The following is a 22954-nucleotide window of genomic DNA, read 5'->3' as shown; positions in this document are numbered from 1 at the left end:
ACCACATGAAACTCCAAGGCAAGACCGCCCTTGTGACCGGCGGCGCGCGCGGCCTGGGTCGCGCCTATGCGCTGCGCCTGGCGTCGCTGGGCGCCGACGTCGCCATCGTCGACCTGAACCTCGACGGCGCCGCCGAATTTGGCGAACACCTCGGCGCGCCCAGCGTGGCCGCCGAAATCGAGCAGCTGGGGCGGCGCAGCCTGGGCATCCAGGCCGACCTGACGCGGCGCGACGACGCCTTTCGGGCGGTGGAGGCCGCGCGGGCGGCGCTGGGACGCATCGACATCCTGGTGAACAACGCGGGCGGCGCCATCACGCCGGCCGAACGCAGCCATGCCTCGGCCACGCCGGAGGAAGACACGCGGCTGCTGATGGACGTGAACTTCATGAGCACGGTGCACTGCTGCCAGGCGGTGGCGCCGCTGATGAAGGCGCAGGGCGGCGGCGTGATCGTCAACATCTCGTCGCAGTCGGGCATCACCACCTACAACCAGGGCCTGCTCGCGGTGTATGCGGCCGCCAAGGCGGCGGTGACGCACTACACCCGCTACCTGGCGGCCGAGCTGGGCCCGCACGGCATTCGCGCCAACTGCCTCGCGCCCGGCGTGATGCTGACGGCGCGCGTGGCGGCGCAGGCGGCGGCGCGCGGCATTGGCACCGATGCCGAGGCGGCCAAGGTGCCGTTGCGCCGGCTTGGGCAGGTGGAAGACTGCGCGGGCGTGCTCGAGTTTTTGGCGACCGACCTGTCGCAGTACGTCACCGGGCAGGTCGTTTCAGTGTGCGGCGGCGCGGTGCTCACGCCCAGCTGAGGCCGCGCCATGAAGATCTGCATCTACGGCGCGGGCGCCATCGGCGGCTACCTGGCCGCGCACCTTGCGCAGGCTAGCGGCGTGCACGTGAGCGTGGTGGCACGCGGCGAACACCTGGCGGCCATCCGCCGCAACGGGCTGGCCGTGGAGTCGCCGCAAGGCACGCTGCGCGCCCGCGTGGAAGCCACCGACGACCCGCGCGCACTGGGCCCGCAGGACTACGTGGTGCTGGCGCTGAAATCGCACCAGGTGGTCGCGGCGCTCGAGGGGGTGCAGGCGCTGCTGGGCCCGCACACGGCCGTGCTGCCTCCGACCACCGGCATTCCCTACTGGTACTTTCACGGCCTGCCCGGCGCGTTGCGCGGCCGGCAGATCGAGCGGCTCGATCCGCAAGGCCTGCAGTGGCGCGCGATGGCGCCCGAGCGCGTGCTGGGCTGCGTGTACTGGGTGGCCTCCGAGGTGACGGCGCCGGGCGTGATCCACCACGACGGCAGTCTCTCGCGCTTTCCGGTCGGCGAGCCCGACGGATCGAACAGCGAGCGTGTGCTGCGCCTTGCCGCCGCCATGAAGGCGGGCGGGCTCGACGCGCCCGTGGTGCCCGACATTCGCGGCTGGATCTGGGCCAAGATGATCAGCAGCCTGTGCTGGAACCCGGTGGCCACGCTGACGCTGGGCACCCTCTCCGAGATGAACGCGCGGCCCGAGGTGGTGGCCGTGGTGCGCGCGATGATGGCCGAGGCCGACGCGCTCGCGCAGCGCCTGGGCGTCGAACGCACGCCCATCACCATCGAGCAGCGCATTGCCGCGGCGCGCAACGCGGGCGACCACAAGATGTCGATGCTGCAGGACCTGGAACGTGGCCGGCCGCTGGAGCTGGGCGTGCTGGTCGATTCCATCGAAGCGATGCGCGAGCTCGCGCAAACGCCCACACCGACCATCGACATGGTGTATGCGTTGCTGCGGCTGCGCGCCGAGAAACAAGCGCAGCAGCCCGAGCCCGCCCTCGGCACCACGGCAGGCTGAGGGAACGCTTCACTCGCGGTTGCGCAGCAGCTCCGGCAGTTCGGCCCGGTGGAAGCCCGTGAACGCGCGGTTGCGGCTGGCCGGCTCCAGCTTCCAGTTGTTGCGCAGGTTGGGCGTGCCGCCGTCGATGCGGATGCAGCTGCCCGTGATGTACGCCGCCGCGGGCGACAGCAGGTAGACGATGGCCCCGGACACCTCGGCCTCGGTGCCGAAGCGCTTGAGCGGCACCACGTCGGTGAACTCCAGGATCTTGGCCTTGGCCTCCGGCGTGTAGGTGTCGAAGCCGCTGGAGGCGATGCCGCCGGGCGCGACGGTGTTCACGCGCACGCCCGAGCCGGCCCACTCGCAGGCGGCCGTTTCGCTCAGCGTGAGCATGCCGCCGCGCGAGGCGCCGGAGTGCGCCATGTCGGGCCAGCCGCCCCAGATGTCGGCGATCATGTTCACGATGGCGCCGCCGTGCGCTTCCATGTAGCGGGTGTAGGCCTCGCGCATGAAGATGAAGCCGCCGGTGAGGTTGTTGCGCACCACGGCCTCGAAGCCCTTGGTGGAAATCGACTTCATCGGCGAGCGGTATTGCCCGCCCGCGTTGTTGACCAGCCCGTCGAGCCGGCCGCGCTGCTGAAGCACGGTGTCGATGGTGGCGCCCACCGCCGCCTCGTCGCGGATGTCGCAGGCCAATGCGCTGGCGCTGCCGCCGTCCTGCACGATCTCGGCGCGCACGGCCTCGACCTTCTCGATGGAGCGGCCCACCAGCACGACGTGCGCGCCCAGCGAGGCAAGCTCGTGCGCGGTGCAGCGGCCAATGCCGCTGCCGCCGCCGGTCACGATGATGGTCTGGCCCGCGAAGAGGTCGGGGCGGTAGATGGACTGATACGGCACGGTGGTTCCTTCTGGAAGATCAATGGGTTCGGCGGTGGGCTCGGCGATGGGCCCAGCGATGGGTTCAGCTACAGGTTCAGGTATTGCCCTGGGCGGCGCGCTTGCGCCGCGCCAGGAGCTGTTCTGCGGCATGCGCCAGCTCGCCGGTGGTGCGCGCGAGGATCTGCGTGCGGTTCTCCAGCTCGATGGCGGCCTGCAGGCTGCCCGTCTCGGCATTGGCCCAGGTGCCGCGCTTGGTCATCCAGACGCCGAAGGCGCTGTTGGCCGCAATGGCGCGGGCGATGTCCAGGGCGCGCGGCAGCAGCGCCGCGTCGTCCACCGTCTCCGACACCAGCCCGATGCGCTCGGCCTCGGCCGCGTCGACCATGCGGCCGGTCAGCATGATGTCGAAGGCGCGCGACAAGCCCACGCAGCGCGGCAGCAGCCAGCTCACGCCAATGTCGCAGCTGGACATGCCCACGCGCACGAAGGCGGCGTTGAACTTGGCGGCGCGGCCCGCAATGCGGATTTCCGCCGCCAGCGCCAGGCCCAGCCCCGCGCCGTTGGCCGGCCCGTTGACCGCCGCGATCACCGGTTGCGGCAAGGCACGCAGGCGCGTGACCAGCGCGGCAAAGGCCTCCTGCCGGCGCATCCACGCCGCCGTTTCGCCCCGCTCGGCGCTGCCCGGTGCATCGGCCGCCAGGCCCAGGTCGAAGCCCGCGCAGAAGCCCTTTCCCTCGCCGGTGAGGATGAGCGCGCGCACGGCGGGGTCGGCACCGATGCCGTCGAGCAGGCGCGCAATGGCGGCCACGGTGTCGTCGCCCAGCGCATTGAGGTTCTGCGGCCGGGCCAGGCGCAGCAGCGCGATGCCGGGCTCGGGGTGTTCGAGCCGCACGCCTGCGGCTGCAGTGCCGGCTGCGTTGTCGGCGGCGGTGTCTGCCTCAGACATAGATCTCCTCGATGACCTGCGCGTACTTCTCGAACACCGCCTTGCGCCGCACCTTCATGGTGGCGGTGACTTCGCCGTCGTCGTGGTCGAGCTCCTTGGTCAGCAGGTGGAACTTTCGCACCTGCTGCACCTGCGGCATGCGGGCGTTGGCGGTGTCCACCTCGCGCTGCACCAGCTCGCGCACCTGGGGCAGCTCCACCAGGCTGCGGAAGGTGGTGTAGACCAGCCCCTTTTCTTCGGACCACTTGCTCACGGTCTCGAAGTCGATCTGGATCAGCGCGGAGACGAAGTGCCGGCGGTCCGCAATGGCCACCGCCTCCTTGATGAAGGGCGAGAAGCGCATGGCGTTCTCGATTTCCGAGGGCGTGATGTTCTTCCCGCCCGCGGTGATCATGATGTCCTTCTTGCGGTCGACGATGCGCAGCTCGCGCCCCGCGGGCGCGTCGTCCCAGCGGCCGATGTCGCCGGTGTGCAGCCAGCCCTCGGCATCGATGGCCTCGCGCGTGGCGTCTTCGTTTTTCAGGTAGCCGCGGAACACCACCTCGCCGCGCACCAGGATCTCGCCATCGTCGGCCAGTTGCACTTCCACGCCGGGGTAAGGCACGCCCACGGTGCCCACGGGCGAGTCGTCGCCGGGTTGCATGGTGGTGGCACCCGAGGCCTCGGTCATGCCGTAGGCCTCCCGAATGGGCACGCCCAGCACGCGGAAGAAGCGCAGCACCTCGGGCGCGATGGGCGCGGCGGCCGACACGGCGACGCGGCAGCGCCGCAGGCCCAGGTAGTTGAGCAGCGACCGCAGGATGAGCACGTACCACACGGCCCAGCGGGCGCGCTGCAGCCAGTTCCAGCGCGCGCGCGGCACGGCCGCGTCGTGCGCCAGCGAATGCATCGCGCGCTCGTACAGCCACAGCCGCAGCCCGCCGGCCTCGCGCAGCTTGTTCTGGATGGACGCGTGAAACTTCTCCCAGATGCGCGGCACGCCGAAGAAGATGCGCGGCGACAGCTCGCGCAGGTCGTCCTGCACGGTGCGCAGGCTCTCGGCAAAGTTGACGACCGCGCCGAAGGCCACGGGAATGTGCAGCGAGAACATCTGCTCGCCCATGTGGCACAGCGGCAGGTAAGACACCAGCGAGTCGCCCTCGCGGCAGCCCAGCACCGAGTTGAGGCCGCGCGCGGCGGTGCCCAGGCCGCGCCAGCTCATCATGGCGGCCTTGGGGCGGCCGGTGGAACCCGAGGTGAAGACGATGAGGCCGATGTCGTCCAGCTCGGGGCCGACGGTGGCCGCTGCGGCTGCCGCAGGCTGGTCGGCTTCGAACTTGCGCCCGAGCGCGATCACCTCGTCGAAGTCGACCATGCCGGTGCGGTCGTAGCGGCGCAGGCCGCGCGAGTCGATCAGCACGATGGTGCGCAGGTGCGGCAGCCGCTCGCGAATGGAGAGCACCTTGTCGAGCTGCTCCTGGTCTTCGCAGACGATGACAGGCGCATCGGACAGCGTGAGCAGGTGCTCGATCTCGGGGGCCGGCGAGGTCGGGTACACGCCGGCGGTGACGCCGCGCACCAGCGCCGCGCCCAGTTGGGCGAACACCCACTCCTTGCGGTTTTCGCTCAGCACCGCCACCGCCTGCCCCGGCAGCAGGCCGAGCTGCAGCAGCCCCAGGCCGAACCAGCGCGCCTGCTGCGCGTAGGCCGACCAGGTGATGGGCTGCCACACGCCGTATTCCTTCTGGCGCAGCGCCACCGCGTCGGGCCGCTGCGCGGCCCAGTGCAGCAGTTGCTGCGGCAAGGGCAGCGCCTTCAGTGCATCGGAAGAAGGACCGGACGGGGTGGAGGACGTGGAAGACGTTGAAGGGCCTGTGCTCATGACAGCCAGCGCTTGCGCCGCTTGTAGTGTTTGACGTCGCGGAAGCTGACGTGGCCTTCGCCCGCGTCGCCGCTGCCGAGGTAGAAGCGCTGCACGTCGGGGTCGCCCAGCAGCTTGGAGGTTTCACCGCTGATGACGATGCGCCCGCTTTCCATGATGTAGCCCGCATGCGCCACGCGCAGCGCGACGTGGGCGTTCTGCTCCACCAGCAGCATGGCCACGCCCTGCTCCCGGTTGATGCGCGCGATGATGCCGAAGATGTCCTGCACCACCAGCGGCGCCAGCCCCAGCGAGGGCTCGTCGAGCAGGATGAGCCGGGGCCGCCCGACGATGGCGCGGCCGATGGCCAGCATCTGCTGCTCGCCGCCCGACAGGTAGCCCGCCACCTGCTTGCGACGCTCGCGCAGGCGCGGAAAGTAGCCGAACACCAGCTCGGGGTCGACGTCGCCGCGCTGGCGGCCGGTGAGCGCGTTGGCCGCGGCCACCAGGTTTTCTTCCACCGTGAGGTCGCCGAAGATGTGGCGCCCCTCGCGCACGTGGGCCATGCCCTGGCGCGCCAGCTGGTAGGCGGGCCGCCCGACGATGTCTTCGCCGAAGAAGGTCACGCGCCCCGCGGCAATGCGCCCCTTCTCGTAGGGCAGCACGCCCGAGGCGGCCTTCAGCGTGGAGGTCTTGCCCGCGCCGTTGGAGCCGAGCAGCGCGACGATCTTGCCGTCGGGCACGTCGATCGACAGGCCGCGCAGCGCCTGCACGCTGTGGTTGTAGATGACCTCGATGTTCTCGATGCTCAGCGCAGCGGTCATCTCACACCTTGATCCACGAGCCGGCGGGCTCCATCACCTTCTTGTCGGGGTCGTAGCTGTACATGCGTCCGATCGGGATCTGGTGGCTGCTCATGTCGGCCAGCAGGCCGGTGATGCCGCCGGTGTCCCACTCCTTCATCGACTCCAGCGCGGCCTTCATGTTGGGCAGCAGCAGTGGCTTGTTGGCCTTCAGGCAGCGCTCGGCGATCTCGGCGAACACCATGCCGCTGAGCCAGCTGGAGATGTAGAAGGGCGAGATGTACTTCATGTCGGGCCGCGCCTTGGCGGCGTGGTCGCGCATCGACTTGATCATGGGCGCGTCGGTCTCGTGGCCGTAGCGGTAGGCGCTCACGCCGGTCAGTCGCACGCCGAGCGCGGCCAGCGCGTCGTAGGCCGGCTTGTCCAGGCCCCAGGCGGTGCCCATGATCTGCGGGTTCAGGCCGGCCTCGCGCATCTGGCGCACGAACTCGGGCATGGGCGCGAGGATGTAGCCCTGGAAGATCACGATGTCGGGCTTGGCGCGGCGCAGTTGCGCCACCTCGGTGGTCACGTCCACGCCCGATTGCTTGGTGACGATCTCCGCCACGATCGGCAGCCCCAGCTTCTGCGCGCGCGCCTTGCCGCCCGGGATGCCGTCGCGGCCGAACTCGGTGTCGGCGTACACGTAGGCGATCTTGGGCTTGGTGGCGGCGCCCTGCGAGGTGCGCGCAATGTGCTCCATCAAGATTTCGTGCAGCCGCGGGTAGGTGGGGCTGGGCACGAAATGGTGCGGCATCTTCACCGGGTCGGCCACCGACACGGCGAGCGAGGTCGACGAGGTCATCACGTGGTTGGAGGCAATGGCGTCCTGCGCCACCGCCTTCACCGACGGCGTGCCGTCGCAGTAGAAGAACGAGGGCTTCTCGCTGGCCATGATCTTCTTGAAGATGGCGGCCGACTGGTCGACCTTGAAACCGCTGTCTTCGGCCACGTAGCGCAGCTTCTGGCCGGCCACGCCGCCGTTGGCGTTCTTCCAGTCGACGAAGTCGGCCAGGCCGTTGTTCATGGCCGCGCCCGCGAACGCGAAGACGCCGGTGATGGGCTGGGCCGCGCCGATCACGATGTCGCCCTTGTGCGCCTGCGCGAAGGCGGCGCCGCCCGCGAACGGGCCGATGGTGGCGGCGGCGCCGATGCCTTGCACCAGCTTGCGTCGGATGAAGTCGGTCATGGTTGTCTCCTGTTTTGGCTGCGGGAAGAAACTGACGGCGTACCGCCTCAGGTGCGGAAAGGCCAGAGGTGGAAGGTGCGGCGCACGCGCGCCCAGATGGCGGCGAGCCCGTGCGGCTCGAAGATGAGGAACACGATGATCAGCAGGCCGAACACCACCTGCCCCATCGGCAGCAGCAGCCCGGCCACGCCCGGGAAGGCTTGCGAACTGACCGAGGCCAGCAGGCGCAGCGCCTCGGGCACGAAGGTCATGAACACCGCGCCCAGCACGCTGCCCAGCACCGTGCCCAGCCCGCCGACGATGACCGCGGCCAGGTAGAACACCGAGAGCGTCAGCACGAAGTAGTCGGGCGTGATGGAGCCGTAGAAGTAGCCGAGCAGCCCGCCCGCCACGCCCGCGTAGAACGCGCCGATGGCAAACGCCGTGAGCTTGGTGCGCAGCAGGTGCACGCCCAGGATCTCGGCCGAGATGTCGCGGTCGCGCACCGCGACGAAGGCGCGCCCGATGTGCGTGCGCGCCAGGTTGCGCGCGGCCACCGCCATGGCGAAGGCGCAGATGAAGATCAGGTAGAAATTGCGCCGGTCGCCCACCAGCTCGAAGCCGAACAGGTTGGCCCGCGGAATCGACGTGCCGGAGACACCACCGGTCACCGCGTCCCACTCGCGGAACACGAAGCTCAGGATGAAGTGCGCCGCCAGCGTGGCGATGGCCAGGTACAGGCCCTTCACGCGCAGGCTGGGCAGGCCCACGATCACGCCCAGGAAGGCCGCGGCAAAGCCCGCCACCGGCAGCGCGATGAAGAACGGCACGCCCTGCTTGCCCAGCCACGCCACCGTGTAGCAGCCCACGCCGATGAACGCGCCGTGGCTCAGCGAGATCAGCCCCGCGTTGCCGGTGGTGAGGTTCAGGCCCAGCGCCGCGATGACGTGGATGCCGACGATGCAGGCCATGGCCAGCACGTAGTCGCTGCCCCACAGCGGCAGCGTGAACAGCGACAGCACGAAGGCGGCCATCCACACGCGCGAGGTGGGCGAGTCCCAGAGGCGTTCCTCTGAGGCGAAGTTCTGATGGAAGACACCGGTTCTCACGTCAGAGCCTTTCGATGGTGCGGGTGCCGAAGATCCCGTACGGTTTGACCACCAGGATCGCCAGCACGACCACGTAGGGCACCACGTCGCGCGACTTGCCGCCCAGGTAGCCGGCGGACACCGACTCGACCCAGCCGATCAGCAGGCTCGCCACGATGGCGCCCAGGATGCTGTCGAGCCCGCCGAGGATGATGGCGGCGAACACGCTCAGCGCGGCCGAAGCGAGCAAGGGAGAGAGCCCGGCCGAACTGGCGATGAGCACCCCCGCGAAAGTGCCGACCAGGCCGGACAGCAGCCACGTGAGCCGCTGCGCGTAGTTGATGTTGATGCCCAGCGTGGCGGCCGTGACCGGGTCGCTGGCGGTGGCGCGCAGCGCGATGCCGGTCTTCGAATAGCGGAAGAAGGCCAGGAAGCCGCCGATGAGCACCGCGGCCACCGCGAAGTTGCCCAGCACCGTGCCCGGAATGAGGACCTCGCCCAGCATCAGCGGCGTGCGCGGCAGCAGCGTGGGCGGCGAGAGCGTGTCGCCGCCCCACACCGCCTCCACGCCGCCGTGCACGATGCTGGCCATGCCGATGGTCGCCATCAGCACCGCCACCGCGGGCTGGCCCGACAGCGGCCGCAGCACCGCCCGCTCGATGGCGATGGCCAGCACGCCGATCACCACCAGCGACAGCGCGAACGCCACCCAGGCGGGCAGGCCGAAGGTGACGGCGCCCGCGTAGTAGATGTAGGCGCCGAGCATCATCACCTCGCCGACGGCGAAGTTGACGACACCCGTGCCCTTGTAGATCAGCACGAAGCTCAGCGCGATGAGCGCCATCACCCCGCCCGAGAGCAGGCCGAGCAGGCTGTATTCCAGGAACTCGCTCATGCCGCGACCTCGCTTTCCGCACCGAGGTAGGCCTCGATCACCTGGGGATGGCGCCGCACCTCGGAGGGCGTTCCGCTGGCGATGACCTGGCCGAAGTTGAGCACCACCACGTGGCTGGAAATGTCCATCACCATGCCCATGTCGTGCTCCACCAGCAGCACGGTGACGCCCCACTCCTCCTGCACGTCGAGGATGAAGCGCGCCATGTCTTCCGTCTCCTCGCGGTTCATGCCGGCCACGGGCTCGTCGAGCAGCAGCACGCGCGGGCGCATGGCCAGCGCGCGGGCGAGTTCCACGCGCTTCTGCAGGCCGTAGGGCAGCACGTCGACCGAGAGATGGCGCACGTGGTCGATCTCCAGGAAGTCGATGACCTTGCGCTCCACCTCGGCGCGCAGGCGCAGCTCTTCCTCGCGCGCGGCGCGGCCGTAGGCGAGCGCGGAGAACACGCCGGCATGCATCGTGTGGTGGCCGCCGAGCTTCACGTTCTCCAGCACGGTGAGGCCGCGGAACAGCGCGATGTTCTGGAAGGTGCGCGCCAGGCCACGGCCGGCGCGGGTGTGCACGGGCGTGGCGGTGATGTCTTCGGCGCCGAGCAGGATGCGGCCCGCGGCGGGACGGTAGAAGCCCGAGATGGTGTTGAACACGCTGGTCTTGCCGGCGCCGTTGGGGCCGATGACGGCGGTGATCTGCCCCGGCGCCGCGGCAAAGGACACGCCGCGCAGCGCATGGATGCCGCCGAAGCGCAGGTCGACGCCTTCGACCGACAGCGCGAGGCCACCGGCGGTGCCGCTCTGGAGGTTGGGGGTTCCGGCAGTGCTCAAGGTCGTTCCACGGGTCAGAGGTTGAGATCGAGGTCGGGCAGCCGCCAGGACGGCGCCTGTCGACTGACCGGCAGCGCATCGGCGCGGGCACCCTCGCCTTTCGGCTCAAATGCATACCGTACGCTACCGCATAATGTTGTACAGAACCTTGGTACTTTCCCGCGCCGCGGGGCAAGGTTCGGACCGGCTCAGGCGCCGGCCGCAGCGGAGAGGCGGAAGTCCTTCACGCGCTCCTTGAGCAGGTACTTCTGGATCTTGCCGCTGGGCGTGCGCGGCACCATGTCGAGCACCTCGACCCGCTCGGGCCAGTACTGCTTGGCCACCTTGCATTCGGCCATGTAGGCCTGCACGGCCGCCAGGTCGAGCGTGGCGCCAGGGCGCAGCTCGACGAAGGCGCAGGCGCGCTCGCCCAGGCGATCGTCGGGGAAACCCACGATGGCGGCCATGGCCACCGCCGGGTGCTTGTAGAGCAGCGCCTCGATCTCCACCACGGGCACGTTCTCGCCTCCGCGGATCAGCACGTCTTTCGTGCGGCCGTTGATGCGGATGTAGCCCTCGGCGTCCATGTAGGCGAGGTCGCCGGTGTCGAACCAGCCTTCCGCGTCGTAGGTGGCGATGTCGGGGCGCTTGTAGTAGCCCAGCGACATCTGCGCGCCGCGCACCATCAGGCGGCCGGTTTCGCCGGGCAGCATCGGCTTGCCGTCGAAGTCCATGATGCGGATGCCCACGCCGTCGAGCGCGCGCCCGTCGGTGCTGGCGGACTTGTCGGCGGCGCGCGCCGGCTCGGTCAGCGTGCTGGAGAGCGACTCGGTCATGCCCCAGAGCGAGCACACCTTCAGGTCGAGCTCGCGCGCGGCGCGCTCGATGAGCACCGGCGGAATGGGCGCGCCGCCACACAGGAAGGAGCGCAGCCGGTCGGGCCGCGGCGCGCCTTCGGTCACGGCGTTGCAGATGTCGGACAGGAAGGGTGACGATGCCGCGGTGTAGGTCACGCCTTCGGCCGCCATCAGCGCGACGCCGCGCTTGCCGTCCCAGATGTCCTGCAGCACCACGGTCGAGCCCAGGTAGATGCCCAGCATCATCACGGCGGCGTAGCCGGTCATGTGGCCGACCGGCGAGCAGGCCAGCAGCACGTCGTCGGTCGTGAGGCCGAAGCGGCCGGACAGCGCGCGGTTGCAGGCCAGCAGCGTGTTCGCGCTGTGCATCACGCCCTTGGGCGAGCCGGTGGTGCCGGAGGTGAACATCATCACCGACAGGTCACCCGGCTGCAGCGCCGACGCCGCGGGCGTGGCCGCCGGCTCCACCCGTGCCGTACCGCCGAGCAGCACGCGGTCGAAGGCGTCGTCGCCCTGTCCGTCGACCACGATCACGTGCAGGAGCTTGGGCAGGCGGCTCTGCAGGCTGGCCGCCATGGCGGCATGGTCGAAGCCGCGGAACATCGCGGGCACCACCAGCACCTTGGCTTCGGCAAAGCCGAGCATGAATTCCAGTTCGCGCTCGCGGAAGATCGGCATGAGCGGGTTGACCACCGCGCCGATGCGGCCGCAGGCCAGCGAGACGACCACGAACTCCCACCAGTTGGGCACCTGCACCGCGACAACGTCGCCGGCCTGCACGCCCAGGCCGCGCAGCGCGCCGGCGGCCAGCGCCACCTTGTCGCCGAGTTCGCGGTAGCTGATGCGCACCGGCGCGTCGTGGTCGAGGCGGTCGGCGCGGTAGCCGACCAGGGCGGCCTTGTCCGGTGTGCGCTCGATGGACGCGGCGAGGAAGTCGTCGGGCGTCTTGTCGAGCCAGAAACCCGCGGCGCGCATCGCGCGGGCATGGGCGGCGGGGTCGAATGCGTTGTTCGTCATGTCCAAGTGTCTCCGAGGCGGTGAATATAGTTCACTACCGTACGATACGTTGGATGACAAACTATCGCAAGCCCGCAGGCCCCTGGAAAACCCCGGGAAAGCGATGACACGCGCAACTCCCGATTGTGAGAAGCGCGCCTTCCGCAGGCTAGATGTCGGAGGACTGCAGGTAGGTGAGCAGGTTGCGCTTCATCGCGTCCAGCGTGGTGGCGGCGGCTTCGAGCTTGGGGTCGGTCAGGCCGTCGAGGATCTGCTCGTTCAGGCGGTGGCTCACCTTGCGCATCTTGGCAATGAGCTGCTTGCTCTTGGGCTCGAGGAACACGCGGTTCACGCGGCGGTCGCTGGCGTCGGCGTCGCGGCGCACCAGGCCGGTCTTTTCGAGCCGGTCGATCAGGCCGCCCACGGCCACCTTGCCCAGGTCGAGCTCTTCGGCGAGTTGCGACTGCGTCATGCCGTCCTCGCGCGAGAGGTAGGCCAGCACCCACCATTGCGAGCGGGTCACGTTGAGCGGCTTCAGGCAGCGGTCGAAGGCGCTGCGGCGCAACCGGGACACATCGTGAATCAGAAAGCCGAGCCGCAGCTCCCAGTCGATCGAGTGTGCTTCAGTTGCCATGGTTCGTGGGGCCGCCGTTTGCCGACGACCTTTTACTGTAATGATGCTTACATTCTAGCGGCGCACGAACTGTCTTTCGCAAGCGCGGCGGCCCTCGGGATGCAACCGCGAGGGCAAACCGTGGCGCGCTCGGCGCAACGGGCACTAGAACGCTACCGCGTCCTTGCCCTTGAGCGCGAGGATCTCTCGCGCCTCGGCCGGCGTGGCCACGGCGAGGCCCAGGCCTTCGATGATCTCGCGCACCTTGCGCACCTGCTGCGCGTTCGACTCGGCCAGCTTGCCCGCACCGATCCAGAGGCTGTCTTCCAGGCCCACGCGCACGTTGCCGCCCATCGAGGCCGACATGGCGGCAATCGGCATCTGGCTGCGGCCCGCGCCGAGCACCGACCAGCGGTAGTCCGCGCCGAAGAGCCGGTCGGCCGTGCGCTTCATGTGCATCACGTCGTCGGGGTGGCTGCCGATGCCGCCCAGGATGCCGAACACCGTCTGCACGAAGAACGGCGCCTTCACCAGCCCGCGGTCGACGAAGTGCGCCAGGTTGTACAGGTGCGAGGTGTCGTAGCACTCGAACTCGTAGCGCGTCTGGTTGGCCGACAGTTCGGTCAGCACCGTCTCGAGGTCGCCGTAGGTGTTGCGGAAGATCAGGTCCTTGCTGCCTTCGAGGTAGGGGCGCTCCCAGTCGTGCTTGAACTCCTTGAAGCGCTCCAGCATGGGGAACAGGCCGAAGTTCATGGTGCCCATGTTCATCGACGCCACCTCGGGCTTGAGCACCTTGGCCGGCATCATGCGTTCCTGCACCGTCATGTAGGGCGAGCCGCCCGTCGTGAGGTTGATGACGGCATCGCTGCGCGCCTTGATGTCCTTCAGGAACGGCACGAAGGCCTCGGGCCGCTGGTCGGGCTTGCCGGTGACCGGGTCGCGCGCATGCAGGTGGATGATGGCCGCGCCGGCCTCGACCGCGCCCACCGCGGCATCGGCGATTTCCTGCGCGGTGATGGGCAGGTGCGGCGACATCGAGGGCGTATGGATCGCGCCCGTGACGGCGCAGGTGATGATCACTTTCTTCTGTGCGGACATGCGTGGTTCCTCTGGATGGGGGGACGTTGATGAAGGTGCGGCTCGCGCCGGTCAGACCGGGTCCCAGGTGAACACGTCACCCGAGCGGTCCAGCGGGAAGAAGGCGGCGCGCAGCATGGGCAGTGCGGTGTCGAGCACGCCTTCGGGCGTCCAGCCTTCGCCGCAGTGCGCGCTGCGGATGGGCCGGGGCTGGCTGAAAAGGTAGATCTCGTTGTTGCGCACGCCGAAGACCTGGCCGCTGACGTCGCTCGCCGCGTCGGCGCACAGGCCGACAACGAACGGCGCCACGCGCTCGGGCACCAGCTTCTTCAGCCCTTCGACGCGCTTCTTCTGCTCGGGCGTCTCGCTGGGAATCGAGTCGATCATGCGGGTCCAGGCGAAGGGCGCGACGGCATTGGAGCGCACGCCGAACTTCTGCATGTCGAGCGCGATGGATTTCGACAACCCCACGATGCCGAGCTTGGCTGCGCTGTAGTTGGCCTGGCCGAAGTTGCCGATCAGCCCTGACGTCGACGTCATGTGCACGTAGGAGCCGCTGCCCTGTGCCTTGAAGTGCGGCGCCGCCGCGCGGCTGACGTTGAAGCTGCCCTTCAGGTGGACCGCGAGCACCGCGTCGAACTCGGGCTCGCTCATGCGGTGGAACATCACGTCGCGCAGGATGCCCGCGTTGTTGACGACGATGTCGATGCGCCCGAAGGTGTCGACCGCCGCCTCGACCATCTTCGCCGCGGCGTTCCAGTCGGACACCGAGCCACCGTCGCTGATGGCCTCGCCGCCCATCGCCTTGATGGCGGCGACCACCTCGCTGGCGGGCTGCTCGTGGTCGAGTTGCCCGTCGAGCGATGCGCCCAGGTCGTTCACCACCACCTTGGCGCCGGCCTGCGCCATGGCCAGCGCAATGCCGCGCCCAAGGCCGCGTCCGCCGCCTGTGACAAGGGCTACCTTGCCTTCGAGAAGCTTGCTCACATCTGTCTCCTTCTTTTCGCCGCCGTCGAGGGTAAACCCCTGCCCGCCATCTCGAATCCGGCTTGCGGAAATATCGTGCGCTAGCGTACCATGTGCCACATGATGATGTACAGCAGGCTGACGTGCCGACGCGAATATCCATGAACGAAGAAAGCAACGAATTCGGCCTGCTCGCCACCACGCGCTACGTGCCGCGATTGCGACTGGAACGCGGCGACGTGCTGGCGCAGCACCGCTGGATGGCCCCGGGCCTGAAGTCGCTCGCCAAAGGCCGCCGCGCCATGGCCAACTGGGACGAGGACAGCGTGACCATGGCCATCGAAGCCGCGCGCCAGCTGCGCACGGCATCGCCCGGCACCGCTGTCGCGGAGTTGACACTGGCCTCTACCACCCTGCCCTTCGCCGAGCGGCTGAACGCGGGCATCGTGGCGTCGGCCCTTGGCATCGCGCCCGACGCCGTGCTGCGCGACACGGCATCGAGCCAGCGCGCCGCGCTCACCGAACTTGCCGCGGCGCTGCGCCGCCCCGCCGACACCGCGCCGCAGATGCTGCTGGCATCGGAGCGGCGCATCGCACGCCCGGCCAGCACGCAGGAAATGATCTTCGGCGACGGCGCCGCCGGTGCGCTGATCGGCCGCGGCGCGGCCATCGCGACGCTGGTGGCCAGCGCCAGCACGCACGCCGACCTGGTCGACCACTTCCGCCAGACCGGCGAAGACCATGAGTACGGCTGGGAAGAGCGCTGGGTGCGCGACGAGGGCTATATGAAGATCGCCGTGGCCACGCTGCGCCAGTGCCTGAAGGACGGCGGCGTGTCGGCCGGCGACGTCACGCAGTTCGCCATGCCCGCGCCGCTCGCGCGCATCAACGATGCGGTGGCGAAGAAGCTGGGCATTGCGCCCGCGGCGCTGGTGTCGGCCGAGCACGACAGCGTGGGCGACCTGGGCTGCGCGCAGCCGCTGGCCATGCTCGACATCGCCCTGCGCGCCGCGGCGCCCGGCGCGCTGGTGCTGGTCGCGGCCTTCGGCAGCGGCTGCGACGCGCTGCTGCTGCGCCGCACCGCCGTGCCCTGCCCCGGCCCCGTGCCCGACGAAGGCCGCGCCGAAACCAGCTACATGAAGTACCTGTCGTTCACCCGCCAGATCGACCTGGCCTGGGGCATGCGCGCCGAGATGGACAACAAGACCGCGCTCACCGCCGCCTGGCGCGACCATGCGCGCGCCTCGCGCTTCGAGGCCGGGCGCTGCAGCGCCTGCGGCACCGTGCAGTTTCCGCGTGCGCGCCTGTGCGTAAACCCGGAGTGCCGCGCGCAGGACACCCAGGCCCCCACCTACCTGGCCGACACACCGGCCCGCGTCATGTCGCACACCACCGATTTCCTGGGCTACACGCCCGACCCGCCCTTCCAGTTCGGCCACATCGACTTCGAGGGCGGCGGCCGCGTGCTGATGGAGTTCACCGACACCGACGTCGGCGAGCTCGAAGTGGGCCTGCCGCTGCGCATGGTCTACCGCGTGAAGGAGTTCGACCACCAGCGCGGCTTCCGGCGCTACTTCTGGAAGGCCACGCCCGTGCGCCCAGCGGCTTCCCAGGCCTCCCCGGCCTCCACGACGGGAGCACGCTGATGGCCACCGGTATCCGCGACAAGGTCGCCATCCTCGGCATGGGCTGCTCGCGCTTCGGCGAGCGCTGGGACTGCGGGCCCGAAGACCTGATGCTCGAAGCCTTCAACGAAGCCGTGGCCGACGCCGGCATCGACTTCAAGCAGATCGAGGCCGCCTGGTTCGGCGTGTGCCTGGAGGAGAACAACGTCGGCAAGACGGCCGGCCCGCTGGCCCAGGCGCTGCGGCTGCCGCGCATTGCCGCCACCCGCGTCGAAAACGCCTGCGCCACCGGCACCGAAGCACTGCGCGGCGCGGCCTACGCGGTGGCTTCGGGCGCCTATGACATCGTGCTGGCGCTGGGCGTGGAGAAGCTAAAAGACACCGGCTACGGCGGCCTGCCCGTTCGCACGCGCGGCGTGGCCAACGACCTGTGGCTGCCCAACTCGACCGCGCCGGGTGCCTTCGCACAGCTGGCCTCTGCCTATGCGGCCAAGCACGGCGTGCCGATGGCCGACCTGAAGCGCGCGATGGCGCACATTTCGGTGAAGAGCCACGCCAACGCGGCGCTCAACCCCAAGGCGCACCTGCGCAACAAGATCACCGAGGAAGACGTGCTGAAGGCGATGACCATCGCCGCGCCGCTGGGCCTGTACGACTGCAGCGGCGTGAGCGACGGCTCGGCCTGCGCGATCCTCACCACGCCGGAGATCGCGCGTGCGCTGCGGCCCCGTGCGGAGCTGATCACCATCAAGGCGCTGGAGGTCTCCGTCAGCAACGGCGAGGAGGCCAGCTTCAGCAACTGGGACGGCGCGCACATCGCCACCGCCCGCACGGCCGGCGCGCGCGCCTATGCCGCCGCCGGCATCACCGAGCCGCGGCGCCAGCTGCAGATGGCCGAGGTGCACGACTGCTTCTCGATTGCCGAGGCCGTGACGATGGAAGACCTGGGCTTCAGCGCGCCGGGCCGCGTGATCCACGACGTGCTCGACGGCGTGTTCGACCGCGACGGCGCGCTGCCCATCGGCACCGACGGCGGCCTCAAGTGCTTCGGCCACCCCATCGGCGCCTCGGGCCTGCGCATGGTCTACGAGGTGTACCTGCAGCTGCAAGGCCGCGCGGGCGAGCGGCAGCTCAAGCACGTCGACCTGGGCCTGACCGAGAACCTGGGCGGCCATCCGCACCAGAACGTTTGCGCGGTGTCGATCATCGGGCGCCACGGCGCCTGAGCGAACCGCTTTTTCTCTCTCTTTTCCTTTTTCCCTTTTTCCCTTTTTCCACAGGAGACATCCCCATGCGAGGACTCAAAGGCAAGACCGCCATCGTGACGGGCGCGGGCAGCGGCATCGGCCGCGCCATTGCGCTGCGGCTGGCGGCCGAGGGCGTGACGGTCGGCGTGTTCGACATCAACGAAGCCGGCGCCGGCGACACCGTCAAGGCCATCGAGGCGGCCGACGGCAAGGCCGTGGCCGTGGCCTGCGACATCACGGACTATGGCGCAGTGACCGCCGCCGTGAAGAGCTTCGAGAGCAGCACCGGCGCGGGCACCGACATCCTGGTGAACAACGCGGGCTGGGACACGCCCATGCCCTTCCTCAAGACCGAGGAGGCCTTCTGGAAGAAGGTGACGGCCATCAATTGGTTCGGCCCGCTTCACATGACGCACGCCGTGGCGCAAGGCATGGCCGCGCGCAAGAGCGGGCGCGTGGTCAACATCGCGTCCGACGCGGGCCGCGTGGGCTCCACCGGCGAGGTGGTGTATTCGGGCTGCAAGGGCGCGACCATCGCCTTCGCCAAGGCACTGGCGCGCGAAGTGGCGCGCAGCAACGTCACGGTGAACACGGTGTGCCCGGGCCCGACCGACACGCCCGCCATGGACGCCTTCGTCGGCACCGGCGAGCAGGGCCAGAAGATCCGCGACGCGATGGTGCGCGGCGTGCCGCTGGGCCGCATCGGCGTGCCCGACGACTACCCCGGCCTCGTGGCCTTCCTGGCCAGCGACGACGCCGCCTTCATCACCGGCCAGACGATCAGCGTCTCGGGCGGCCTGAGCATGCACGGTTGAACACACACGAACACAGGAGCAAAGAGACATGAGCAAGCCATACAAGGACATCCTCTACGAAGTGCGCGACGGCGTCGTGAACATCACCATCAACCGCCCCGAGGTGTACAACGCCTTTCGCAACCAGACGCTGGAAGAACTCATCGACGGGCTGCGCCGCGCCGACGAAGAAAAGAGCGCCAACGTGATGGTGCTCTCGGGCGCCGGCGACAAGGCCTTCTGCACCGGCGGCGACCAGAAGGTGCACCTGAGCGAAGACGGCCTGTACGGCCCGCGCGGCACGGTGGGCATGCCCATCGAAGAGATGCAGACCGCCCTGCGCGACCTGCGCAAGGTGTCGATCGCCAAGGTGCAGGGCTTCGCCATTGGCGGCGGCAACGTGTTCGCCACCCTGTGCGACCTGACCATTGCCAGCGAAAAGGCCACCTTCGGCCAGGTCGGCCCGAAGGTCGGCTCGGTCGATCCGGGCTGGGGCACGGCCTACCTCGCGCGCATCGTGGGCGAGAAGAAGGCGCGCGAGATCTGGTTCCTGTGCCGCAAGTACAGCGCCGCCGAGGCCGAGAAGATGGGCCTGGTCAACAAGGTGGTGCCGCACGACCAGCTCGACGCCGAAGTCGAGCAGTGGTGCAAGGAGATCAACGAGATGAGCCCGACCGCGCTGACCATCGCCAAGCGCTCGTTCAACGCCGACACCGAGAACATCCGCGGCATCGGCTTCCTGGGCATCCAGACCGTGAAGCACTACTACCAGTCGGACGAGTCCAAGGAAGGCGTGAAGGCCTTCAACGAGCGCCGCAAGGCCGACTTCAAGAAGTACCTCTGAGCGCGCGACCGGAGACCGCCACGTGGAACCCACGCTGATCCATACCGCGCTCGATGCCGACGGCGTGCTCGTCGCCACCATCGACATGCCGGGGCGTTCGATGAACGTCTTCTCCACCGAACTGATGGACGCGCTCGACGCGCTGATGGACCGCGCCGAGCGCGACGACGCCGTGCGCAGCGTGGTCGTCACCTCGGCCAAGCCGACCTTCCTGGCCGGTGCCGATCTGGTGATGGTGCGCGGCTTCACCGAGCGCGCGCGCCGTGGCACGCACGACGAGATGTTCGCGCTGTGCGGCCGGCTGGGCCGACAGTTCGTGCGCCTCGAGGCCTCCGCCAAGCCCTGGGTGGCGGCCGTCAACGGCATCGCGCTCGGCGGCGGGCTCGAGCTTGCGCTGGCCTGCCGCGTGCGGCTGGTGACGGACGACCCGCGCACCCAGCTCGGCGTGCCCGAGGTGCGCTGGGGCCTGCTGCCCGGCGCGGGCGGCACGCAGCGGCTGCCGCGCCTTGCCGGCTTCGAGGCGGGCATCGACCTGCTGCTGAGCGGCCGTTCGATCAACCCCGCCGACGCCGTTCAGCTCGGCATCTTCGCGCGACAGGTGCCAGCGGCGCAGCTGCTCGACGAGGCCAAGGTCGCGGCACGCGCCATGCACGGCCAGCCCTGCGACGCACAGGCGAAGTTCTCCCGCCTGGCACAGGCCGACGTGCCGGCGTGGAGCGAAGACACGGCGCGCAGCATCGCGCTGCGCCACGGCGTCGCGGAGGCGGACTTCGCGCTCTATCCGGCCTACAGCGCGATCGTCGACAGCGTGCTCAAGGGCGCGCGCCTGCCGCTCGCCGAAGCCACCGACGTCGAGATGACCCAGTTCCTGCGGCTCATGTTCAACCCGGTGGCGGGCAACATGGTGCGCACGCTGTTCCTCGAGCGGCTGCGGGCCGAGCGCGAACTGGCCGCGCCCGAAGGCGTGCGCATCGAGCGCATCGGCGTTGGCGCCATCGGAGCGTCGCGGCGCGCGTGGATCGATGCGCTCGCCAAGTTGAAGCTGCCGCAGGCGCCCGACACCACGCTGCCGCCCGACACGCTCGAGCTGGTCGACACGCAAGGCCGGCACACGCAGGTGGCGCTGCGCGTGCTCGACGAGCCTGCGTCCGCCGGCGACGACGGCGTGCCCGTTGCGGTGCTGTCGCCGGCCGGGCCGTACGGCCGCGTGCTGGAGATCGTGGGTGCCGACGATGCGGCGGCTGCTGCCATCGCCAGTCTTGCGGCCCGGCTGTGGTCGCTGCCCTGGCGCACCCGCGGCCACGGCAGTGTGCTGCAGGGCCTGCGGGGGGCGCTTGCGCCCGCGCAGGTTCAGGCCGCCGTGCGGTATGCGGCGCACCCCGGCGCTGGCGACCCGGCCTTCCTCGACGTCGCAGCCTGCCTTGCAGGCGTGACACCGGCGTGGACCGGCGGGCCGCTCACGCAGGCCTGGGCCGAGCGCGACACGCTGGTGCCGACCTTCGACGCCGACGCGCGCGCGGCCTGGGCCACGTTGCAACCCGTGCTGGCGCGGGCCGCGGCATGACCGACCGCAGCCGCGTCGGCTTCACGACGCCCCCAACGCTGATGGACGTCGATGCCTGGCGCGTCAAGCTGTTCTGCCAGGCCACCGGCGAGACCGATCCGGTCTACTGGGACCCGGTGGCCGCGCAAGCGGCCGGCCACCCGGCCTGCCCGGTGCCACCCACGTTCCTGAAGGCGATCGAGGGCGAGCACTTCAGCAGCGCGCAACTCATGAAGCTGCTCGACGTGCCGCTGCGCGGCGTGCTGCATGCCGAGCAGTCCTTCGAATGCCTGGCGCCGGTGCACGCGGGCGACCGCATCGAGGTCAGCCGCACTGTGAGCGATATCTACGACAAGAAGGAAGGCGCCTTCACCTTCATCGTGGTCGACACGCACTACCGTGCCGCCGCCGGGCCGGTCGCCACGAGCCGCCAGACGATCCTGGTGCGCAATGCCCTGAACCCCGCGGCCTCCGCATGACCACGCGCACACCCTATCCCGCGCAGATCGCGCTGAACTGCGGCCCTGTGAGCGCGGTCGACCTGGCGCTGTTCGCGGCCGCCTCGGGCGACCACAACCCGCTGCACCTGGACCTTGCCACCGCGCAGGCCGCGGGCTTCGACCGCCCGGTGGTGCACGGCATGCTGACGATGGCCTATGCCGCGCGGCTGTGCAGCAGCCACTTCGGCCCCGGCAGCGTGCGCGCGCTGCAGACCCGCTTCACCGGTGTCGCGAAGCTCGGCGACACCGTGCGGTTCACCGGCACGCTGACAGGCACCGAAGGCGCCTGCGGCATCTACACGCTCAGCGCGCTGGCCACCGACGGCAGCGAACTCATGACGGGCACCGCCCGCGTCGAGCGCCGGGGCGCCGCATGACCTCTGCCCGCCTCATCGACGCGCTCCAGCCCGGCCTGCGTGTGTTCGTGCCCACGCTGAGCAACGAATCAGCGCTGCTGCAGCAGGAGCTGCAGGCCGACCCGGAGCGCGCGCGCGACGTCACCTTCACCGGCGTGCAGTTCCCCGGCATCGACCGCACCGATTACCTTGCGGTGCACCCGCTGGCGCGCCAGCAGGCGTTCTTCATGTCGCCCTCGGTGCGCGCAGGCATGGCCGAGCGCCGCGCCGAGTTGCTGAGTCTCGACTACGTGGGCATCGCCCGCCACCTGCGGGAGAGCCCGCCGCCCGACGTGGCCATTGCGCAGCTCACCCCGCCCGATGCCGAAGGCTGGTGCAGCCCCGGCCTCACGGGCGACTTTCTTCCGCTGGTGTGGTCGCGCGCGGGCAAGCGCGTGGCGCACATCAATCCCCGCATGCCGCGCACGCAGGGCGGCTTTCGGGTGCACGTGTCGAAGATCGACGTGGCCGTGGAGGCCGATGCGCCACTGGCCGGCTTCACCGACCCGGCCGCTGGCGAAACGGAACTGCGCATCGGCGCGCATGCCGCCACGCTGGTGCGCGACGGCGACACGCTGCAGTTCGGCATCGGCTCGGTGCCGCTGGCGCTCGGGCGGGCGCTGGCATCGCACCGGCGGTTGCGCTTTCATGGCGGGCTGGTGTCGAGCGCGCTTCGCGTGCTGTGGGAGGCCGGTGCGCTCGACCGCAGTGCGCCCATCACCACCGGCGTGGTGCTGGGCGACACCGCCTTCCACCACTTCGCGGCCGACCTGCCTTCGCTGACGATCCGCGACGTCTTGCACACGCACAACACGGCGGTGATCGCGGCCATTCCCCGCTTCGTGGCGATCAACTCGGCGATCGAGGTCGACCTCTTCGGGCAGGTCAACGCGGAGCGCGCGGGCGGCGTCATCCAGGCCGGTGCCGGCGGCCTGCCCGCCTTTGCGCAAGGCGCGCTCGCCTCGCGCGGCGGGCGGCTGCTGATCTGCCTGGCGGCCACCGCGCGCAAGGGCACCGTGTCGCGCATCGTGCCGTCGCTGACCGACCAAGGGCTGTGCACGCTGCCGCGCTACCTGGCCGACGCGGTGGTCACCGAGCACGGTGTGGCCGAACTGCGCGGGCTCTCGCTCGACGCGCGCGCCGAGGCGCTGATCGCCATCGCCGCCCCCGAACACCGCGACCCTTTGCAAGCGGCATGGGCCGCGATGCGGCGCACCGCCTGAAC

The 22954-nt window shown here is 69.8% G+C and carries 22 protein-coding genes; 10 read left to right on the top strand and 12 right to left on the bottom strand.

Annotated features, from left to right (window positions below; translation table 11 throughout):
- The first annotated feature begins 5 nt into the window (after positions 1–5).
- Complete coding sequence (locus BM013_RS19095; protein ID WP_093129222.1) at positions 6–809, top strand: SDR family NAD(P)-dependent oxidoreductase; 804 nt, start codon at positions 6–8, stop codon at positions 807–809.
- A 9-nt stretch (positions 810–818) separates the two neighbouring features.
- Positions 819–1832 (top strand): ketopantoate reductase family protein, encoded by a 1014-nt coding sequence (locus BM013_RS19090; RefSeq protein ID WP_093129221.1) that lies wholly within the window; start codon positions 819–821, stop codon positions 1830–1832.
- Between the two features lie 9 nt (positions 1833–1841).
- Here BM013_RS19090 and BM013_RS19085 read toward each other — a convergent pair whose 3' ends face one another.
- From BM013_RS19085 to BM013_RS19030, 12 genes are all read right to left on the bottom strand, one after another.
- Positions 1842–2711 carry an SDR family oxidoreductase gene (locus tag BM013_RS19085; protein WP_093129220.1) on the bottom strand — a complete coding sequence of 290 codons (870 nt, stop codon included), beginning with the start codon at positions 2709–2711 and terminating at the stop codon, positions 1842–1844.
- Positions 2712–2787: 76 nt separating this feature from the next.
- A complete protein-coding gene (locus BM013_RS19080) occupies positions 2788–3639 on the bottom strand; it encodes an enoyl-CoA hydratase/isomerase family protein (protein ID WP_093129219.1) in 852 nt (283 codons plus the stop codon).
- The gene (locus BM013_RS19075; protein WP_093129218.1) at positions 3632–5500 is read right to left on the bottom strand and encodes an AMP-dependent synthetase/ligase; all 1869 of its coding nucleotides are present in this window, start codon (positions 5498–5500) and stop codon (positions 3632–3634) included. The genes BM013_RS19080 and BM013_RS19075 overlap by 8 nt, the downstream gene beginning before the upstream one ends.
- On the bottom strand, positions 5497–6303 hold the full coding sequence (locus BM013_RS19070; RefSeq protein ID WP_093129217.1) for an ABC transporter ATP-binding protein: 807 nt from the start codon (positions 6301–6303) through the stop codon (positions 5497–5499). The genes BM013_RS19075 and BM013_RS19070 overlap by 4 nt, the downstream gene beginning before the upstream one ends.
- 1 nt (position 6304) lies before the next feature.
- Positions 6305–7510, bottom strand: coding sequence for an ABC transporter substrate-binding protein (locus BM013_RS19065; protein ID WP_093129216.1), 1206 nt, complete (start codon positions 7508–7510; stop codon positions 6305–6307).
- A gap of 47 nt (positions 7511–7557) precedes the next feature.
- A complete protein-coding gene (locus BM013_RS19060) occupies positions 7558–8598 on the bottom strand; it encodes a branched-chain amino acid ABC transporter permease (RefSeq protein WP_256221557.1) in 1041 nt (346 codons plus the stop codon).
- A gap of 1 nt (position 8599) precedes the next feature.
- Complete coding sequence (locus BM013_RS19055; RefSeq protein WP_093129215.1) at positions 8600–9472, bottom strand: branched-chain amino acid ABC transporter permease; 873 nt, start codon at positions 9470–9472, stop codon at positions 8600–8602.
- Positions 9469–10293 (bottom strand): ABC transporter ATP-binding protein, encoded by an 825-nt coding sequence (locus BM013_RS19050; RefSeq protein ID WP_093129214.1) that lies wholly within the window; start codon positions 10291–10293, stop codon positions 9469–9471. Before BM013_RS19050 ends, BM013_RS19055 begins: the two co-directional genes overlap by 4 nt.
- A gap of 188 nt (positions 10294–10481) precedes the next feature.
- Positions 10482–12146: an AMP-binding protein gene (locus BM013_RS19045; RefSeq protein WP_093129213.1), complete on the bottom strand. Its 1665-nt coding sequence runs from the start codon at positions 12144–12146 to the stop codon at positions 10482–10484.
- Between the two features lie 148 nt (positions 12147–12294).
- Positions 12295–12759 carry a MarR family winged helix-turn-helix transcriptional regulator gene (locus tag BM013_RS19040; protein WP_093129212.1) on the bottom strand — a complete coding sequence of 155 codons (465 nt, stop codon included), beginning with the start codon at positions 12757–12759 and terminating at the stop codon, positions 12295–12297.
- 144 nt (positions 12760–12903) lie between these two features.
- Positions 12904–13836, bottom strand: coding sequence for a 3,5-dioxohexanoate:acetyl-CoA acetone transferase (locus tag BM013_RS19035; protein ID WP_093129211.1), 933 nt, complete (start codon positions 13834–13836; stop codon positions 12904–12906).
- Between the two features lie 51 nt (positions 13837–13887).
- Positions 13888–14802, bottom strand: coding sequence for an SDR family NAD(P)-dependent oxidoreductase (locus BM013_RS19030; RefSeq protein ID WP_093129210.1), 915 nt, complete (start codon positions 14800–14802; stop codon positions 13888–13890).
- A gap of 140 nt (positions 14803–14942) precedes the next feature.
- Between BM013_RS19030 and BM013_RS19025 the strand changes: the two genes are divergently transcribed.
- The 8 genes from BM013_RS19025 to BM013_RS18990 all read left to right on the top strand — a co-directional run bounded on the left by BM013_RS19025 (position 14943) and on the right by BM013_RS18990 (position 22952).
- On the top strand, positions 14943–16427 hold the full coding sequence (locus BM013_RS19025; RefSeq protein WP_256221556.1) for a 3-oxoacyl-[acyl-carrier-protein] synthase III C-terminal domain-containing protein: 1485 nt from the start codon (positions 14943–14945) through the stop codon (positions 16425–16427).
- Positions 16427–17632 (top strand): acetyl-CoA acetyltransferase, encoded by a 1206-nt coding sequence (locus tag BM013_RS19020; RefSeq protein ID WP_093129209.1) that lies wholly within the window; start codon positions 16427–16429, stop codon positions 17630–17632. The genes BM013_RS19025 and BM013_RS19020 overlap by 1 nt, the downstream gene beginning before the upstream one ends.
- A 65-nt stretch (positions 17633–17697) precedes the next feature.
- Positions 17698–18468 (top strand): glucose 1-dehydrogenase, encoded by a 771-nt coding sequence (locus tag BM013_RS19015; RefSeq protein ID WP_093129208.1) that lies wholly within the window; start codon positions 17698–17700, stop codon positions 18466–18468.
- Between the two features lie 28 nt (positions 18469–18496).
- Positions 18497–19291, top strand: coding sequence for an enoyl-CoA hydratase-related protein (locus tag BM013_RS19010; RefSeq protein ID WP_093129207.1), 795 nt, complete (start codon positions 18497–18499; stop codon positions 19289–19291).
- A gap of 22 nt (positions 19292–19313) precedes the next feature.
- The gene (locus tag BM013_RS19005) at positions 19314–20855 is read left to right on the top strand and encodes an enoyl-CoA hydratase-related protein (RefSeq protein ID WP_093129206.1); all 1542 of its coding nucleotides are present in this window, start codon (positions 19314–19316) and stop codon (positions 20853–20855) included.
- Positions 20852–21313 (top strand): MaoC family dehydratase N-terminal domain-containing protein, encoded by a 462-nt coding sequence (locus BM013_RS19000; RefSeq protein WP_093129205.1) that lies wholly within the window; start codon positions 20852–20854, stop codon positions 21311–21313. The genes BM013_RS19005 and BM013_RS19000 overlap by 4 nt, the downstream gene beginning before the upstream one ends.
- On the top strand, positions 21310–21711 hold the full coding sequence (locus BM013_RS18995) for a MaoC family dehydratase (RefSeq protein WP_093129204.1): 402 nt from the start codon (positions 21310–21312) through the stop codon (positions 21709–21711). Before BM013_RS19000 ends, BM013_RS18995 begins: the two co-directional genes overlap by 4 nt.
- Complete coding sequence (locus tag BM013_RS18990) at positions 21708–22952, top strand: acetyl-CoA hydrolase/transferase family protein (protein ID WP_093129203.1); 1245 nt, start codon at positions 21708–21710, stop codon at positions 22950–22952. Before BM013_RS18995 ends, BM013_RS18990 begins: the two co-directional genes overlap by 4 nt.
- Positions 22953–22954 lie beyond the last annotated feature (2 nt).

This window comes from Variovorax sp. OK605, from assembly GCF_900115445.1.
Taxonomy (GTDB): domain Bacteria; phylum Pseudomonadota; class Gammaproteobacteria; order Burkholderiales; family Burkholderiaceae_C; genus Variovorax.
This window is presented reverse-complemented; position numbering and strand designations above follow the sequence as displayed.

Coding starts and splice junctions, on each gene's coding strand:
- BM013_RS19075 (WP_093129218.1), bottom strand. CDS start 5,500: ATGAGCACAGGCCCTTCAACGTCTTCCACGTCCTCCACCCCGTCCGGT.
- BM013_RS18990 (WP_093129203.1), top strand. CDS start 21,708: ATGACCTCTGCCCGCCTCATCGACGCGCTCCAGCCCGGCCTGCGTGTG.
- BM013_RS19080 (WP_093129219.1), bottom strand. CDS start 3,639: ATGTCTGAGGCAGACACCGCCGCCGACAACGCAGCCGGCACTGCAGCC.
- BM013_RS19065 (WP_093129216.1), bottom strand. CDS start 7,510: ATGACCGACTTCATCCGACGCAAGCTGGTGCAAGGCATCGGCGCCGCC.
- BM013_RS19000 (WP_093129205.1), top strand. CDS start 20,852: ATGACCGACCGCAGCCGCGTCGGCTTCACGACGCCCCCAACGCTGATG.
- BM013_RS19070 (WP_093129217.1), bottom strand. CDS start 6,303: ATGACCGCTGCGCTGAGCATCGAGAACATCGAGGTCATCTACAACCAC.
- BM013_RS19040 (WP_093129212.1), bottom strand. CDS start 12,759: ATGGCAACTGAAGCACACTCGATCGACTGGGAGCTGCGGCTCGGCTTT.
- BM013_RS19020 (WP_093129209.1), top strand. CDS start 16,427: ATGGCCACCGGTATCCGCGACAAGGTCGCCATCCTCGGCATGGGCTGC.
- BM013_RS19045 (WP_093129213.1), bottom strand. CDS start 12,146: ATGACGAACAACGCATTCGACCCCGCCGCCCATGCCCGCGCGATGCGC.
- BM013_RS19010 (WP_093129207.1), top strand. CDS start 18,497: ATGAGCAAGCCATACAAGGACATCCTCTACGAAGTGCGCGACGGCGTC.
- BM013_RS18995 (WP_093129204.1), top strand. CDS start 21,310: ATGACCACGCGCACACCCTATCCCGCGCAGATCGCGCTGAACTGCGGC.
- BM013_RS19015 (WP_093129208.1), top strand. CDS start 17,698: ATGCGAGGACTCAAAGGCAAGACCGCCATCGTGACGGGCGCGGGCAGC.
- BM013_RS19095 (WP_093129222.1), top strand. CDS start 6: ATGAAACTCCAAGGCAAGACCGCCCTTGTGACCGGCGGCGCGCGCGGC.
- BM013_RS19090 (WP_093129221.1), top strand. CDS start 819: ATGAAGATCTGCATCTACGGCGCGGGCGCCATCGGCGGCTACCTGGCC.
- BM013_RS19055 (WP_093129215.1), bottom strand. CDS start 9,472: ATGAGCGAGTTCCTGGAATACAGCCTGCTCGGCCTGCTCTCGGGCGGG.
- BM013_RS19025 (WP_256221556.1), top strand. CDS start 14,943: ATGAACGAAGAAAGCAACGAATTCGGCCTGCTCGCCACCACGCGCTAC.
- BM013_RS19035 (WP_093129211.1), bottom strand. CDS start 13,836: ATGTCCGCACAGAAGAAAGTGATCATCACCTGCGCCGTCACGGGCGCG.